At 67.8% G+C, this 15,930-nt stretch carries 14 protein-coding genes; 10 read left to right on the top strand and 4 right to left on the bottom strand.

Annotated elements, in window-relative coordinates; all coding sequences use genetic code 11:
* Positions 1 to 172 precede the first annotated feature (172 nt).
* Positions 173 to 1,111 carry a LysR family transcriptional regulator gene (locus tag GBG68_RS10560; RefSeq protein ID WP_152147085.1) on the bottom strand — a complete coding sequence of 313 codons (939 nt, stop codon included), beginning with the start codon at positions 1,109 to 1,111 and terminating at the stop codon, positions 173 to 175.
* Positions 1,112 to 1,226: 115 nt separating this feature from the next.
* Here GBG68_RS10560 and metE point away from each other — a divergent pair, with 115 nt between their 5' ends.
* Together metE and GBG68_RS10570 are read left to right on the top strand one after the other, a co-directional pair.
* Entirely contained in the window at positions 1,227 to 3,530 is a 2,304-nt protein-coding gene (gene metE, locus GBG68_RS10565) for a 5-methyltetrahydropteroyltriglutamate--homocysteine S-methyltransferase (protein WP_152147087.1), read from the top strand.
* Between the two features lie 463 nt (positions 3,531 to 3,993).
* Positions 3,994 to 5,970: an FUSC family protein gene (locus GBG68_RS10570; protein WP_193222307.1), complete on the top strand. Its 1,977-nt coding sequence runs from the start codon at positions 3,994 to 3,996 to the stop codon at positions 5,968 to 5,970.
* A gap of 34 nt (positions 5,971 to 6,004) precedes the next feature.
* On the opposite strand, the gene GBG68_RS10575 is transcribed toward GBG68_RS10570, so the two are convergent.
* Both GBG68_RS10575 and GBG68_RS10580 read right to left on the bottom strand, forming a co-directional pair.
* Positions 6,005 to 7,408: a coniferyl aldehyde dehydrogenase gene (locus GBG68_RS10575; RefSeq protein WP_152147090.1), complete on the bottom strand. Its 1,404-nt coding sequence runs from the start codon at positions 7,406 to 7,408 to the stop codon at positions 6,005 to 6,007.
* Entirely contained in the window at positions 7,405 to 8,181 is a 777-nt protein-coding gene (locus GBG68_RS10580) for a class I SAM-dependent methyltransferase (RefSeq protein WP_152147092.1), read from the bottom strand. The genes GBG68_RS10575 and GBG68_RS10580 overlap by 4 nt, the downstream gene beginning before the upstream one ends.
* 86 nt (positions 8,182 to 8,267) lie before the next feature.
* Between GBG68_RS10580 and GBG68_RS10585 the strand changes: the two genes are divergently transcribed.
* Both GBG68_RS10585 and GBG68_RS10590 read left to right on the top strand, forming a co-directional pair.
* The gene (locus tag GBG68_RS10585; protein WP_152147094.1) at positions 8,268 to 9,119 is read left to right on the top strand and encodes a DMT family transporter; all 852 of its coding nucleotides are present in this window, start codon (positions 8,268 to 8,270) and stop codon (positions 9,117 to 9,119) included.
* 11 nt (positions 9,120 to 9,130) lie between these two features.
* Positions 9,131 to 9,355, top strand: a complete 225-nt coding sequence (locus GBG68_RS10590; protein WP_152147096.1) for a DUF2835 family protein — start codon at positions 9,131 to 9,133, stop codon at positions 9,353 to 9,355.
* 35 nt (positions 9,356 to 9,390) lie between these two features.
* On the opposite strand, the gene GBG68_RS10595 is transcribed toward GBG68_RS10590, so the two are convergent.
* Positions 9,391 to 9,627, bottom strand: a complete 237-nt coding sequence (locus GBG68_RS10595; protein WP_152765706.1) for a hypothetical protein — start codon at positions 9,625 to 9,627, stop codon at positions 9,391 to 9,393.
* Between the two features lie 168 nt (positions 9,628 to 9,795).
* Between GBG68_RS10595 and GBG68_RS10600 the strand changes: the two genes are divergently transcribed.
* The 6 genes from GBG68_RS10600 (at position 9,796) to GBG68_RS10625 (ending at position 15,909) form a co-directional block, all read left to right on the top strand.
* The gene (locus GBG68_RS10600; protein WP_152147099.1) at positions 9,796 to 10,629 is read left to right on the top strand and encodes an alpha/beta fold hydrolase; all 834 of its coding nucleotides are present in this window, start codon (positions 9,796 to 9,798) and stop codon (positions 10,627 to 10,629) included.
* A 42-nt stretch (positions 10,630 to 10,671) separates the two neighbouring features.
* Positions 10,672 to 11,163 carry a 5-(carboxyamino)imidazole ribonucleotide mutase gene (gene purE, locus GBG68_RS10605; RefSeq protein ID WP_152147101.1) on the top strand — a complete coding sequence of 164 codons (492 nt, stop codon included), beginning with the start codon at positions 10,672 to 10,674 and terminating at the stop codon, positions 11,161 to 11,163.
* Entirely contained in the window at positions 11,156 to 12,307 is a 1,152-nt protein-coding gene (locus GBG68_RS10610) for a 5-(carboxyamino)imidazole ribonucleotide synthase (RefSeq protein WP_226801772.1), read from the top strand. Before purE ends, GBG68_RS10610 begins: the two co-directional genes overlap by 8 nt.
* Before the next feature lie 211 nt (positions 12,308 to 12,518).
* Positions 12,519 to 13,430, top strand: a complete 912-nt coding sequence (rdgC, locus tag GBG68_RS10615; protein ID WP_152147105.1) for a recombination-associated protein RdgC — start codon at positions 12,519 to 12,521, stop codon at positions 13,428 to 13,430.
* A gap of 203 nt (positions 13,431 to 13,633) precedes the next feature.
* Positions 13,634 to 14,065 carry a MaoC family dehydratase gene (locus tag GBG68_RS10620; RefSeq protein ID WP_152147106.1) on the top strand — a complete coding sequence of 144 codons (432 nt, stop codon included), beginning with the start codon at positions 13,634 to 13,636 and terminating at the stop codon, positions 14,063 to 14,065.
* A gap of 98 nt (positions 14,066 to 14,163) precedes the next feature.
* Positions 14,164 to 15,909, top strand: a complete 1,746-nt coding sequence (locus tag GBG68_RS10625; RefSeq protein WP_152147108.1) for a PHA/PHB synthase family protein — start codon at positions 14,164 to 14,166, stop codon at positions 15,907 to 15,909.
* Positions 15,910 to 15,930: the final 21 nt, after the last annotated feature.

The following is a 15,930-nucleotide window of genomic DNA, read 5'->3' on the forward strand; positions in this document are numbered from 1 at the left end:
CAAACGAGGCGGATACGGGGCAGAAAGACGCTGAAACGCCGTTTTGACGGCCGAAATAGGTCGAGGCGGTCATTTTTCGAACAATTGATGCTGTGGCGCTGGTTTGTTCAGCGTTTCCCTAGGGGGGGTATTCTGCTGATCCGTGATGCGCCACGAAAGGGTGGTTACTCCTTTAGACCATGCCTCGGCGCGCGGGTTCATTGGCCGGCGAGGCGCCCTCCATGCCGATACCCCCGGCCAGCTCCACGAAGGCGCGCAGATAATCGGTTCGGGCATCCGCCGTGCGGTAGCCGAGGAAGATCTGCTTGGTCACGCCGTCCGGCCCCAGTGGCACCGCCGCCACATCGAAGCGCGCCGCCTGCTCCTCCACCAGCCAGCGCGGCAGCGAGGCCACGCCCCGGCCGCTGGCGACCATCTGCAGCATGATATCGGTGGTCTCTATGGGCTTGTGGCGCCGGGGCGCGGCCCCCGCGGGGATGAGAAAGCGGGTGTAGATATCCAGCCGGTCGCGGGGCACCGGGTAGGTGATCAGGGTCTCTTCGGCGAGTTGTGCCGGGTGCACGCAGGCGGCACCGCGCAGCGGGTGGTCGGGCCCGACCACCAGCACCTGCTCGTAGTCGAACACCGGCTCGAAGGCGAGCCCCGGCTTGTGCAGCGGGTCGGGGGTGACGAGCATGTCGATGTCGTAGCCGATCAGCGCGGCCAGGCCGCCGAACTGGAACTTCTGTTTGACGTCCACGTCCACTGCCGGCCAGGCGGCGAGGTAGGGCGAGACGATCTTCAACAGCCATTGGTAGCAGGGGTGGCACTCCATGCCGATGCGCAGCCCGCCCCGCTCGCCGCGGGAGAACTGCCCCAGCCGCTCCTCGGCATGGCTGAGCTGGGGCAGCAGCCGATTGGCCACCGCCAGCAGGTACTCCCCCGCCTGGGTGGGGCGCAGGCGACGGCCTTCCCGGTGCCAGATGGCCAGCCCCAGCTGCTGCTCGAGCTTGCGCACCGTGTGGCTGAGCGCCGACTGGGTAAGGTGCAGCCGCTCGGCGGCCGCAGTCAGGGAACCGTGCCGGTCCACGGCGCGGATGATCTCCAGATGAGCCCGTTCCAGGGTTGCCATGAAGGGGTTATCCATGATTGCAGCTAATGGGTGGATGAAATAATGCCATTTTTATTCATGGAGTGCCGGCCATAGCCTAGGGAGACACGGCAAACCAACAAAAGGCGTAGATTCCATGACCACCACCCATAACCTCGGCTTTCCGCGCATCGGAGCCCGACGGGAATTGAAGTTCGCCCTGGAGTCCTACTGGAAGGGGCAGAGCGACCGTGAGGAGCTGCACGCCCTGGGCGCCGAGCTGCGTCGGCGCCACTGGCAGCAGCAGTCCGCGCTGGACCTGGTGCCGGTGGGAGATTTCAGCTTCTACGACCAGGTCCTCGACATGAGTTTCACCCTGGGGAATCTGCCCCAGCGGGTGCGGAATTTTGAGGGCGACCCCCTGGACAACTACTTCCGGGTGGCCCGCGGCCGCTCGGCGGAGCCGCCCGAGGCCCACGGCCCGTGCTCTGGCGCTGTGGCCGCCGGCGAGATGACCAAGTGGTTCGACACCAACTACCACTACATCGTCCCCGAGTTCGACGCGGATACCGCCTTCACGCTGGACGCCTCGCGGCTGCTCGAGCAGCTGGCCGAGGCCCGGGCGCAGGGTGTGCCGGCCAAGCCGGTGATCGTCGGGCCGGTCACTTATCTGGCGCTGGGCAAGGCCCGGGACGGCAGCGACAAGCTCGCGCTGCTGGCGCGGCTGCTGCCGGTCTACGCCCAGTTGCTGGAGGCGCTGGCCGATGCAGGGGCCGAGTGGGTGCAGATCGACGAGCCGCTGCTGGTCACCGAACTGGACGCCGACTGGCAGCATGCCTTCAACCTGGCCTATCACCAGCTCAAGAGCTGCCGGGTGAAGCTGCTGCTGGCGAGCTACTTCGGGCCGCTGGCCGAGAACACTTACCTGGCCGCCAACCTGCCCGTGGCGGGCCTGCATCTGGACGCGGTGTACGGCCGCGACAGCGTGCTGACCCTCATCGACCAGCTGCCCTCCCACAAGGTGGTGTCGCTGGGAGTGATCGACGGGCGCAATATCTGGAAGACCGACCTCACGGCGACCCTGGACTGGCTGGAGCCGCTGCATCGGCGCCTGGGCGAGCGGCTGTGGCTGGCGCCGTCCTGCTCGCTGCTGCACGTGCCGGTGGACCTGGCCGCCGAGCGGCAACTGGACGCCGAGCTTGCCGCCTGGCTGGCCTTCGCCCAGCAAAAACTCGAAGAGTTGCAGGTGCTGGCCGTGGCGCTGGATGAGGGCCGGGAGGCGGTGCGCGACGCGCTTTCCACCAACCGCGCGGCCTGCGACAGCCGTCGGCGCTCGCCCCGGGTTCACAGGCCGGCGGTGCGCGAAGCCGTGGCCGCCATCGACGCGGACCTGGCGCGGCGCCGCAGCCCCTACGCGGTGCGTGCCGCCAGGCAGGCCGAGCGCCTGCGCCTGCCGGCTTTCCCCACCACCACCATCGGCTCCTTCCCCCAGACCGCGGAGATCCGCCAGGCGCGCCGCCGCTACAAGGCCGGCGAGCTGGATGCGGCGGATTATCGTGAGGCCATGGAGGCCGAGATCGCCCGCTGCGTGCGCGAGCAGGAAGCCCTGGGGCTGGATGTGCTGGTACACGGCGAGGCCGAGCGCAACGACATGGTGGAGTACTTCGGCGAGCAGCTCGACGGCTACGCCTTCAGCCAGTTCGGCTGGGTGCAGAGCTACGGTTCGCGCTGCGTGAAACCGCCCATCCTGTACGGCGACATCGCCCGCCCCCGGCCGATGACCGTGGCGTGGACCCGCTACGCCCAGTCACTCACCGACAAGCCCTTGAAGGGCATGCTCACCGGCCCTGTGACCCTGCTCAACTGGTCCTTCGTGCGCGACGATCAGCCGCGCGAGGCCACCTGCCGGCAGCTGGCGCTGGCCATCCGCGAAGAGGTACTGGACCTGGAGCGGGCCGGCGTGCGGGTGATCCAGATCGATGAGGCGGCGCTGCGCGAGGGCCTGCCGCTGCGCCGGGCCCAGTGGCGGGGGTATCTGGACTGGGCGGTGGCGTGTTTTCGCCTCAGCGCCAACGGTGTGGCGGACGAAACCCAGATCCACACCCATATGTGCTACTCGGAGTTCAACGACATCATGGCCTCCATCGCCGCCATGGATGCCGATGTGATCACCATCGAGACCTCCCGCTCGGCCATGGAGCTGCTGGACGCCTTCGAGGATTTCCACTACCCGAACCAGATCGGCCCCGGCGTGTATGACATCCACGCGCCCAATATTCCGGATCAGGCGCACATCGTCGGCCTGATGGAGAAGGCCGCCGAGCGCATTCCCGCCGAGCGTCTGTGGGTGAACCCGGACTGCGGGCTGAAGACCCGGCGATGGGAGGAGGTGATTCCGGCCTTGCGGAGCATGGTCTCGGCGGCGAAGAGGCTGCGCGAGAGCATCGCCCGCGCCGCCTGACTGCGGCGAAGAGAGCCAAGGGCGGCCTTGGCCGTGTGTGCGCTGTATTGAAGGCTCATTTACGCCCAGGGCCGCTCCCACGGGGTTGGCGCAGGGGAGACTTCGCATAGCCCTACAAGGATAAGGAAAACCCCGCCAGCGCCCCGTGATCGAGGGTGATCCTCTCTTTCTCGGTGATCCGTCGCGCCGCCTTGGCGTGGCGCGACAGTTCCCGACGCTCACCAGGCTCCCTGTCCCAGCCACGAAAGACAGGGCTGCCGGGAAGGCGGCCATTCATCGAGCGGACCCCGTAGGCGTTGGCAAGCCTTACGGCCGGAGTCGGCTGCCATGGCCCATGCCTGGCGCTGATCGCACTATGCTTGGGGGGTACGCTCATCAAGGGATACGCCATGCCTGTCGAGACAACCCGGAGCTGTTGCGTCTGTTTCCCCCCGCCGGTATCCGGTGGTTTTCGGAGAGCCGGGTGAGCCTGCCAGCCGCCGGCGCCGCGGCCTGGTTCGCACGCCTCGGTTTCGACCCGGCGAGGCTGGGTTTTGGCCTGCGTACGGCGCTGGCTTCCTGTCTGGCCATGTGGCTCGCCTGGCTGGCGGGGCTGGAGCACCCACAGTGGTCGGCCATGACCGTGTGGGCCGCCTCGCAGCCGCTGCGGGGCATGTTGCTGGAGAAGAGCCTGCTGCGCGCCCTGGGTACGCTGCTCGGCATTGGCGTCGGCATCCTGCTCGTGCTGCTGGTGGCGGACAACACCTTGGTGCTGGTGCTGGGGCTGGCGTTGTGGGTGGGGCTGTGCGCCGGCGCCGGTAATGCCTTGAGTGGCCTTCTCGCCTACGGCGCGCTGTTGGCCGGGTACTCGGCGTCCATGCTGGCGCTGCTCCACACCACGGCGCCGACGGGGATCATGACGATGGGCCTGGATCGTCTGCTGACCGTGCTGCTGGGCATCGCCGTGGCGCTGCTGGTCGGCCTGCTGTTCGGCTCCCGCCGGGCCGAGGACGATATCGCCATCCGCGCGCGCCGCTCCACCGCGGTGCTGTTGCGCCACCTGGCGGCGCGGCTGTCGCCTCGGCATGAGGCGCCGCGCATCGATAAGCACGCCCTGCTCAGCGAGATCGCCGCCCTCGAAGAGACGATGGATATCCATGGGGCGGGCTCACGGCGCTCGCGTCATTCGGCCCGTTCCATCCGCGCGGTGCTCGCCGCGGAGGTGGCGGCGATACTCTGGTTGCAGCGGCAGATCGGCTCCCGGCTCGAAGACGAGGCCATCGCGGAGACGCTGGCGGCGGCGGCGCGGGCGCTGGAGGAAACGGCCCCCATCGATCAGGTGCTGCCGGTGTTGGCGCGGGCGAAGCGCGCCGCGCACCGGGTCCCGGGCCTGACCTCGGTCATCGGCCAGTTGTCCGGGGCGTTGGCTCAGCGCCAGCGCTTTCGCACCCGGGGCAGCACCGAGGCGGCCAAGCTCAAAAGACATTTCATCCTGCACCGGGACTGGGCCCACGCGCGGCGCGCGTTGATCAGAACCAGCAGCGTGCTGCTGCTGGTGGGGCTGATCTGGGTCGTCACCGGCTGGCATGCCGGCGCCTATGTGATGCTGAGCACCTCGGTGACGCTGTTCTCCACCTTCGAGAACCCGGCCTGGATCATGCGCATTATTTTCTTCTGGCACGCCGTCGGCGCGCTGGCGGCGTTGCTCTGCCAGTGGCTGGTCTGGCCCGCCGCCACGGCCCAGTGGCAGTTGGTGGCCATGCTGGTGCCGTTCGTGTTGCTCGGCGTGCTGCCCTTTGCCCATCGGCGCACCATGGTGGGTTCGATGGATTACGCCATGATCCTGCTGCTGCTCTCCCAGCCGGTGTATCCGCCGCGCACGGATTTCGGGGCATCCCTGGAAGTGGCGTTGGCGGTGGTGGCCGGGCCCGTGCTCGCCTTTCTCGCCTTCAAGCTGTTGTTTCCGGTGGATGCGCGACGGCGTCGGGACATGCTCAGGGCCATGATGATCCGCGAACTGCAGGCCATGGCGGCAGACCCCCGCGCCCCGGCGCGGGCCGGGATCTGGCGTGCCAGGCTGCATCATCGTGTGTTGAAACTGGTGCACTGGAGCAACCGCGCGGATCTGTCCATCCGGCCGACCACCGCGGGCAGTCTTGCCGTGCTGGAGGTGGGAGAGGCGATCATTGCCTTGCGGGAGCGTTTGCTCGGCCCGCGGCTTTCCTCCTGGCAGGCGCGCCGGGTGCGAGTCGTGCTGCGCCGTATCGAAGGCTTGCGCGAGGATCCGGTGGCCGCGGCGCAGGCCCTGGCACGACTGGCCGCCCGCCTGCGGCGTCAGGGGCTGCCCGCCGCCGAGTTGCTGGCGGGCGCGGCACGCGCCTTGCGCGACAATTGGGCTTTCTTCCGTGGCGATGGGCCGGGTCGGGAGAGCGGCACGCTGAGTTCGGCGCAGGCGAATTGATCGCCCCGGCAGCCTGCAGCGTTCGGTGGGGCCCTCAACGCAGCAGGAGTTTCTCCGCCAGCTGCAGCCATTTCCCCCGAAACGGCGGATACACCAGTCGCATGGGGTTGAAGGGGCCGCGGCGGAACACCGAGCGGGCGTGGGAGAAGGTGCGGAAGCCCTCCAGCCCGTGATAGGCCCCCATGCCGGAATCGCCCACACCGCCGAAGGGCAGGTCGTCCTGGGCGATCTGGACGATGGTGTCGTTCAGGCACACCGAGCCCGAGTGGCTCTGGGCGAGCAGGTATTGCTGCCGGCGCCGGTCCGGGTCGAAGTAGTACAGCGCCAGGGGGCGGGGCCGGGCCCGCACGTAGGCCAGCGCCTCGTCCAGGCTGCGATAGCCGATCACCGGCAGCAGCGGGCCGAAGATCTCGCTGTGGCTGATGTCCATGCTGTCATCGGTGTCCAGCAGCACGGTGAGCGGCAGCTTGCGGCTATCCTCGCGCACCTCGCAGGCGGGCAGTAGTCGCGCGCCCTTGGCCCGGGCATCCTCGCGCAGCGCGAGCAGCCGCTGGTGCTGGCGCTCGTTGATGATGGCGCTGTAGTCGGGGTTGCTGGCCGGGTCCGGGTAGAAGGCGCGAAACCGCGCCAATATGGCCTCGCTGAGGGCTTCTCTCTGGTCCTCATGGCAGAGCACGTAGTCCGGGGCGATGCAGGTCTGGCCGGCGTTCAGTGATTTGCCGAAGGTGATGCGTTCGGCGGCGAGGTTCAGGTCCGCGTCCGGGTGGACGATGGCCGGCGATTTGCCGCCCAGTTCCAGGGTGACCGGCACCAGGTTGTGGCTCGCCGATTCCATGATCTTTCGCCCCACGGCGGTGGAGCCGGTGAACAATAGATGGTCGAAGGGCAGGGCGGCGAAGGCCGCGGCGGTTTCCGCCTCGCCCTCGACCACGGCCAGCTCCGCCTCGTCGAAGGCCTCGGCCAGCGCCGCGCGCAGCGCGGCATTGGTGCGCGGCGTGTACTCCGAGAGCTTGAGCATGGCGCGGTTGCCGGCGGCAAGCGCGCCCGCCAGCGGCCCCAGCGCCAACACCACGGGGTAGTTCCACGGCGAGATGATGCCCACCACGCCCTTGGGCTGGTAGAACACCCGCGCCTGGGCGGGTTGGTACAGCAGGGCCACGCCACGGCGCGATGGGCGCATCCAGCGGCGTACATGGCGCCGGGCATGATCGATGGCCTGCAGCGCGGGCATGATGTCGGCGAACAGGGTCTCGTGGGGCGAGCGGCCGCCGAAATCCTGGTCGGCGGCGTCCTGCAGCGCCTCCCGGTGCTTGAGCAGCGCGGCGCGCAGGCGCCCCAGCGCGCCGCGCCGGGTGCGCCAGTCGGGGAAGGGGTGAGCGTCGAAGGCCTGGCGCTGGCGCACCAGCAGGGCGCGCAGGGTGTCGGGGCTGTGCTTCATGGGCCTGCTCCCAGCATGTAGACGTCGAATCGGGTGCTGCGCCCCTCGATGGCGTGGGAGGGGGCGGGGCCGCTCACCGGCGGCGCCTTGCGGGGGCGCTTGACCACCACTCGCCGCCTCGCACAGCCCAGCGCCGCCGCCAACAGCGGGGCGGGGTCCGTCTCCGGGCCCAGCAGTTCGCGAAACAGCTGCATGTCCTTCTTGGCCGCCGCCGAGCCCTTTTCGCCGGGATACATGGGGTCCAGATAGACCACCTGCGGCCGCTCCGCCGCCGGCAGAGCCGTCAGCCACGCCACGGCGTCCACCGCCTGCAGGCTCATGCGCGCGGCAATCTCCGCCAGCTCCGCCAGGCCCGCGGCCCGGCCCAGGGCATCTTCCAGCAGGGCGGCGATGATCGGCGAGCGCTCCAGCATTCGCAGCCGCGCCCCCAGGGCGGCGAGCACCAGGGCATCGCGCCCCAGGCCGGCGGTGGCGTCCACAATATCCAGCCCCGGCTGGCGGTGCAGGCCCACCGCCCGGGCGATGGCTTCCTTGCGCGGTGATAACTGGCGCAGGCGCCAGGCGGCTTTGCCGGCGGCGAATTCCGCATACACCGCGCCGGGGCCGCGTTCGCCGGCGCGGCGCAGCTCCAGGCGGGATGCGCTGAGGTGCAGGTACAGCCCGGCTTCCGGTGCCTGCGCCGCACGGGGCAGCGACCAGCGCCTGGCCAGTGCTTCGGCCTGATGGGCAAGCTCGGGCGCGGCGTACAGGGGCGGGGTGCCTGAATCGGGCATGGCGGTCTCGGGGCTCTTGCGGTGGCTTGCGTTAAGATACCTCAGGCCCGCGCTGTCGCGGGCCTTGTTCTTTCGGAGGAATCTGTATGTCGCCGCAACGGCGCAGCATGATCGAGCTGAACATTTCCTTGTCCTTGCTCGGTCTGGTGCCCTTGTTCGCCAAGCTGCTGCCGCTGGAGGCGGGGGGCATCATCTTCTACCGCTGCGTGTTCGGCGGCCTGGCGTTGCTGGCGTTCCTGGCCTTGCGGCGTACGCCGCTCGCCCTGCGCCGCCCCCGGGATCTGGGGCTGGTGGTGCTGGGCGGTGTGTTCCTGTCGGTACACTGGGTGACCTATTTCCAGGCGGTGCAGGTGTCCACCGTGGCGGTGGGGGTGACGGCGGTGTTCACCTATCCGGCCATCACCGTGCTCCTTGAGCCGCTGTTCAAGGGACGGCTGCCGGGGCTGATGGACACGGCGCTGGCCGTGGTCGCTCTGCTGGGGGTGGCGCTGATCGTGCCGGCGGTGGATCTGGGGGATGCCACCGTGCAGGGGGTGCTCTGGGGCGTGCTCTCGGCGCTGTTGTTCGCCACCCGCAATGTGATTCACCGTCACTGGCTGCGTGATTACCCTCCCAGCCAGATGATGGCTTGCCAGATGCTCGCCTCGGTGCTCATCCTCTGGCCCCTGGCGGTTTCGCCCGCGCAGATCGGCGGCTACAGCTGGCTGGGCCTGCTGGTGTTGGGCATAGGCTTCACCGCCGTGGCCCATAGCCTGTTCGTGGGCAGCATGCGCCATCTGCCGGCCAAGAGCGTGGCGCTGATCGCCAGCCTCCAGCCGGCCTACGGCATACTGGCGGCGGTGATCCTGCTGGGCGAGGTGCCCGGCGGGCGCACCCTGCTGGGGGCGGGCATCGTGCTCGCCGTGGCCATGGTGGAGGCGCGCCGGGCGCGCGCCTGAGGGGGGGAGTCATGCTCAATGAAGTGCGCTTCGGCCTGCGCATCAGCGCGGAGGAATACCTGCGCTACTACCGGGGGCAGGCGCGGGATGCGCTGGTCACGGCCACCGATGGCCGCAAGGTGCGTTTCCCCGCCGCGGCGCTACGCCGCCACGTGACCCGTGAGGGCATCAGCGGCTTCTTCGTGCTGCGCTACGACAACCGGGGGAAGTTCCACAGCCTGGAGCGGGAAGCTTGAGGAGCCTCCGCGACGGGGCGGCGCGGAGGCGGGAATCAGGCGCGGGTATCCAACAGGGTGCCCAGCATCTCGTCGGCGGCCTTGACCACCTTTACCGAGGCCTGGGCCTGGTGCAGCGCGCTTTGGGATTCCACCAGCGCGGTGTTGAGGTTTTCCGTGCGGTCCACCCGCGCGGTGACCTTGGCCACCGTGTCGGCATTGCGCCGCATGGCTTCGTCGGCCCGATGCAGGCCCTGCAGGCCGCTGCCGAAGGCTCCCAGTGCGTCCACCATGGTGTTCACGCTCCCCGCAAATGATTGAATAAGCGATAGTATAGACCACGTGCCGGCGCATGGCCCCATGCCGTCGGTGGAAAGCGCGAAGCAATTTCCTTGTTCGGTGGCGCGGCTTTCGGTACAAACCCGGCTTCGGCCGGTTTCGTGTTTTTTGGGCAGGTGACGATGGGCAAGCAGTATCTGATCGCCGATGACGGGGTGCGCATCCCCGTGCACGTGGAGGGCAGCGGCCCGCCGCTGGTGGCCCTGCCTGGCTGGACCGGCAGTTGGCAGGATTGGGGCCCGGCCGCCGAGGGGCTGCGCGAGCGGTTCACCTGCTATGCCTGGCACGCCCGCCCCTACCATGCCGACAATGGCGATATCGGCCGCATGGCCATGGATCTGCACAATCTGCTGGCGCAGTTCGAGCTGGAGAAGCCCGTGTTGCTGGGCCATTCCATGGGGGCGGTGAACGCCTGGGAATACATTCGCCGCTACGGCGATGGGGCCTTCTCGAAGCTGGCGCTGATCGATATGTCGCCGAAGCTGCTGGTGGGCGACGACTGGTCCATGGGCCTGTGGGGGCGCTTCACCGCCGAGGAGAACGCCCGCTTCATCCAGGCCTGTCGCGAGGATTTCGCCGAAGCCGTGATCGATCTCATCGCCCACAGCCGGGTGGCGCTGCAGGGCAGCGGGCCGGGCATTCCGAAGGACATTCTGCTGGCCCGGCGCCGGCGGCTGGAAAAGCTGGCCGGCGAGCGCTGGATCACGGCCTGGCAGAGTTTCGTGGGCGAGGATTACCGCCCGGTCCTGCCGCGTATCACGATCCCCACCTTCTGTGCCTTCGGCGCCAAGAGTGCCTACTATGGCCCGGCGGTGGCGGAATACGTGGCGGGGCAGATTCCCCACAGCCACCTGGTCATTTATCCGGAGGCGGGCCACGGCCCGCATGTGGAAGCCGCTGAGCAATTCCTCGCCGATCTGGACGCCTTTCTGGCGACGACAGGCTCGGCGGCCTGAGGCCGACGGTGCTAAAATAACGCGTTTTTCGGGAGCATGACGATGAGCGAGCAGCAGCCCCTGGTCGGGGTGATCATGGGCAGCAAGTCTGACTGGGACACCATGCGCGCCGCGCGCGAGGTGCTGGAGGAATTCGGCGTGGCCCACGAGTGCCGCGTGGTCTCCGCCCATCGCACCCCGCAGCTGATGAACCAGTACGCCGCCGAGGCCGTGGACCGTGGGCTCAAGGTCATCATCGCCGGAGCGGGCGGTGCCGCCCATCTGCCGGGCATGGTGGCCGCCCAGACCACCCTGCCGGTGCTGGGCGTGCCGGTGCAGAGCAAGGCGCTCAAGGGGCTGGATTCGCTGCTCTCCATCGTCCAGATGCCCGGCGGCGTGCCGGTGGCCACCCTGGCCATCGGCCAGGCCGGTGCCCGCAACGCCGGGCTGCTGGCCGTGTCCATTCTCGCCAACGAAGACCCGGCCCTGCGCGAGAAGCTGGATGCCTTCCGCCGCGCCCAGGCCGAGAAAGTCATGGGGGACAGCCTTGAATAAGCGCGCCCCCACGAAACCCATCCTGCCCGGCGCCACCCTCGGTGTGCTCGGCAGCGGGCAGCTCGGTCGCATGCTGGCCGTGGCCGCCCGGCGCATGGGCTACAAACTGCACACCTACTCCCCGGACCAGGGCACGCCCACCGGGCAACTGGCCGATCGGGAAGTGGCCGCTCCCTACGAGGATCTGGACGCGCTGGCGGACTTTGCCCGCGGCGTGGACGTGATCAGCTTCGAGTTCGAGAACGTACCCTACGCCGCCACCGAATGCGTGGCGCAGTACGTGCCGGTGCGCCCGCGGGGCGAGGTGCTGCACACCGCCCAGCACCGGCTGCGAGAGAAGACCTTTCTGCGCGAGCACGGCTTTCCCACCGCGCCCTGGCGCAAGGTGAACAGCCTGGAGGCCCTGCACCGGGCGGTGGCCGAGATCGGCGCACCCGCGGTGCTGAAGACCGCGGGCTTTGGTTACGACGGCAAGGGCCAGGCGAAACTGCGCGCCCCCGAAGGCGCCGAGGCCGCCTGGCGGGCGATTGGTGAAACCGAGGCGGTGCTGGAGGGTTTCATCGACTTCGAGATGGAAGTCTCGGTGGTGGCCGCCCGGGGGCTGGATGGCGAGTTCGTGCATTACGGCGTGCTGGAGAACCAGCACCACAACCATATCCTGGACGTGACCATCCCCGATGCCGAGCTGCCCCCCGAGCTGCGTGAGCGCGCCGTGGAGGTCGCCCGCGGCATCCTGGAGCAGCTCGACGTGGTGGGCGTGCTGTGCGTGGAGTTCTTCGTCACCCGCACCGGCGAGCTGCTGGTCAACGAGCTCGCCCCCCGGCCCCACAACTCCGGGCATTTCACCTTCGATGCCAGCGTCACCAGCCAGTTCGAGCAGCAGCTGCGCGCCGCCTGCGGGCTGCCGCTGGGTTCCACCACGCTGCTGCGCCCGGCGGCCATGGTCAATCTGCTCGGCGATCTGTGGAACGATGGCGAGCCGAACTGGGCCGCGGCGCTCGCCGACCCGGACGTGAAGCTGCACCTCTACGGCAAGGCCGCCGCCCGCCCCGGACGCAAGATGGGGCACATTACCGCCTTCGGTAACGATCGTATGGATGCCCGTGCTCGTGCCTTGGCGGCTCGGGCGCGGTTGGCTGGATAGGTTTTTTACCGCGGAGGCGCAGAGGACGCAGAGCTAAAGGCAATAACCACAGAGGCATGGAGTCACAGAGGGTCACAGAGTCGGGACTGTTCAAGAAGTGACTTCCTTCTTCCTCTGTGAAACCTCTGCGTCTCTGTGGTGATATCTCTTCTCCGCGTCCTCTGCGCCTCTGCGGTTCATCCCCCTTTGTCACACAAGGACCCCAACAACCATGTGGTTCAAGAATCTCTGTGCCTATCGCCTGCAGGAAGCCTTCACCCTGGAGGCCGAGGCGCTGGAAGAAAAGCTCGCCACCAAGGGCTTCGAGCCCTGCGGCCGTATCGACCTCAACAGCCAGGGCTGGGTCTCGCCGCTGGGGGCCGAGGGCGAGATGCTGGTGCACGTCACCAACGGTTATCTGATGCTCTGCCTCAAGGAGGAGAGCAAGATCCTGCCCGCCTCCGTGGTGCGCGAGGGCGTGCAGGAGCGCGTCGCCGAGCGCGAGGAGAAGGAGCAGCGCAAGGTGCGCAAGAAGGAGCGCGACCAGCTGCGCGACGAGGTGACGCTCGAGCTGCTGCCCCGGGCCTTCACCCGCAGCAAGCACATCTATGGCTATATCGACCCGAAGGACGGCTGGCTGGTGATCGACGCGGCCAGCTGGAAGCAGGCCGAGGCCTTCAGCGAATTCCTGCGCGAGACCCTGGGCAGCCTGCCCATCGCCCCGCCGGTGACGGTGGACGCCCCCCAGGCGATCATGACCGATTGGGTGGCCAAGGATCAGCCTCCGGCCGATGTGGAGCTGGGCGAAGAGGCCGTGTTCGAGGACCCGCGCACCGAAGGCTGCGAGATCCGCTGCAAGCGCCAGGACCTGCAGGCCGACGAGATCAAGGGCCACATTACTTCCGGCAAGCACATCCGCCGCCTGGGCGTGAGCTGGGATCAGCGCCTGTCCTGCGTGCTGGACGCCGACTACTCGGTCAAGCGCCTGAAATTCTCCGACCTGGTACAGGAAGAGCTGGGCGACCGTGACCCGGAAAGCGCCGCCGAACGCTTTGACCTGGACTTCGCCATCCTCAGCCTGGAACTGAGCCGCTTCCTGCCGCGGCTGATGGCGATGTTCGGGGGGGAGGAAGCTCGGGGCTGAACAGGGTTTTTACCGCAGAGGCGCAGAGGACGCAGAGTTAAAGGCAATAACCACAGAGGCACAGAGGGTCACAGAGAATCACAGAGGCGAGACGGTTCAAAAAGTGACGTCCCTCTTCCTCTGTGAAACCTCTGTGTCTCTGTGGTGATCTCTCTTCTCTGCGTCCTCTGCGGTCAATCACGTTTTATCGGGAGACGACATCCATGGACACCCTGCACGGTTACTACTTCGAGGACCTGACGGAAGGCCAGAGTGCTTCTTTCAGCAAGACCCTCACCGAAGCCGACGTCACCCTGTTCGCCGGGGTCACCGGCGACTTCAACCCGGTGCACATCAACGAGGAGTTCGCCGCCGCCTCGCCCTTCAAGGGCCGGATCTGTCACGGCATGCTCACCGCCGGGCTGATCTCCACCGTGCTGGGCATGAAACTGCCCGGGCCGGGCTGCATCTATGTCAGCCAGTCGCTGCGCTTCAAGGCGCCGGTGCGCATCGGTGACACCGCCACCGCCCGGGTGACGGTCAAGGAGCTCAAGCCCGCCCGGCGCATGGCGGTGCTGGAGACCGTGTGCCTGGTCGGCGGGCGCAAGGTGCTGGAGGGCGAGGCGGTGGTCATGGTGGATGCCCGCCCGGCATGATCTGAATCAATAATCACCTCGGGGGGCATGGTTAAACTTGCCCCCATGGCCTGCCGGCCCTAGTACTGAGGCAGGGCGCCAAGACACGGAGGTGAGCGATGTTCCGGTCCCTGCTCGGATCCCACGACAGCGCCGAAGTGCATCCGCTGGATCGCGCGCTGCACGGGGGTCTGGGCCGCTTCACCCGGGGGCTGTCGCCGGTGGCGCTCTATATGGCCTGGCTGGATTGGGCCGTGCATCTGGCCAGCTACCCGGGCAAGCAATGCGATCTGGTCGAGCGGGCCATGGGCAAACACGCCCGTTTCGCGGTGTACGCCATGAGTCATCGCGCCTGCGGCCCCGATCACTGCGTGAAGCCCAAGGCCGGGGACCACCGCTTCGATGCGCCGGAATGGCAGCATTGGCCCTTCAACCTCGTCCACCAGGGTTTTCTGCTCAGCCAGGAATGGTGGGAAAGCGCCACCACCAATGTGCGCGGCGTGCAATCCCACAACGAGGCCGTGGTGCACTTCGTCGGCCGCCAGATGCTGGACGTGCTCTCGCCCTCCAATTATCTGTTCACCAACCCGGAAGTGCTGCGCCGTACCTTCGAGGAGCGGGGCATGAACCTGCTGCGCGGCTGGCGCAATTTTCTGGAGGATCAGGAATACCGCTACAGCGGCGAGGGCGTGCCGGGGCGCGAGAACTTTCCCGTGGGCGAGGTGCTGGCCGCGACCCCCGGCAAGGTGGTGTACCGCAATCAATTGATGGAACTGATCCAGTACCGGCCAGCCACCGACAAGGTCCACCCGGAGCCGGTTCTCATCGTGCCGGCCTGGATCATGAAGTACTACATCCTCGATCTGCGTCCGGGCAAATCCCTCATCGAGTACCTGGTGGCCCAGGGGCACACGGTGTTCGCCATCTCCTGGAAGAATCCGGGCCCCGAGGAGCGGGACTTCGGCATGGACGACTATCGCCGCCTGGGGGTGATGGCCGCCCTGGATGCGGTGGGCGCCATCGTCCCCGAGCGCAAGGTGCATGCCCTGGGTTATTGCCTGGGCGGAACGCTGCTCAGCATTGCCGCCGCCGCCATGGCGCGGGATGGCGATGAGCGTCTGAAAACCATGACCCTGCTGGCCGCCCAGATCGATTTTCGCGAGCCCGGTGAGCTGGACCTGTTCATCGACGAGAGCCAGCTGGCGTTCCTGGAGGACACCATGTGGCGCCAGGGCTACCTCGGCACAGACCAGATGGCGGGCGCCTTCCGGCTGTTGCGCTCCCAGGATTTGATCTGGTCGCGCATGGTGCGTAATTATCTGATGGGTGAACGGGAGAAGCTTTTCGACCTGATGGCCTGGAATGCCGACGCCACCCGCCTGCCCTATCGCATGCACAGCGAATACCTGCACCGGCTGTTCCTGCACAACGACCTCGTGGAGGGGCGCTATGATGTGGACGGCGAGCCCATCCATTTCGGCGACATACAGGTGCCGATCTTCGCCGTGGGCACGGTGAGCGACCATGTGGCTCCCTGGGCCTCTACCTACAAGGTGAACCGTTTCGCCCGCACCGAGGTGACCTACCTGCTCACCTCCGGCGGACACAACGCCGGCATCGTTACCCGCCCGGGCCACCCGCGGCGTCAGTACCAATGCCATACGCGACATCCCCGGGAGCCGTTCATCCACCACGATCAGTTTCGCAGGGAGATGGAGCGCCACCGGGGTTCCTGGTGGCCAGCCTGGCAGGGCTGGCTGGCCAAGCGCTCCGGTCAGCCGGTCAAGCACCCGGCCATGGGCGCGCCCGACGCGGGTTACCGGCCTCTGGCCGATGCCCCCGGCGAGTACGTTCTCGAACAATAAGCAGCCATACAGGAAGCAGGA

It is taken from the genome of Alkalilimnicola sp. S0819 (assembly GCF_009295635.1).
In the GTDB taxonomy this organism is placed as follows: Bacteria; Pseudomonadota; Gammaproteobacteria; order Nitrococcales; family WHIW01; genus S0819.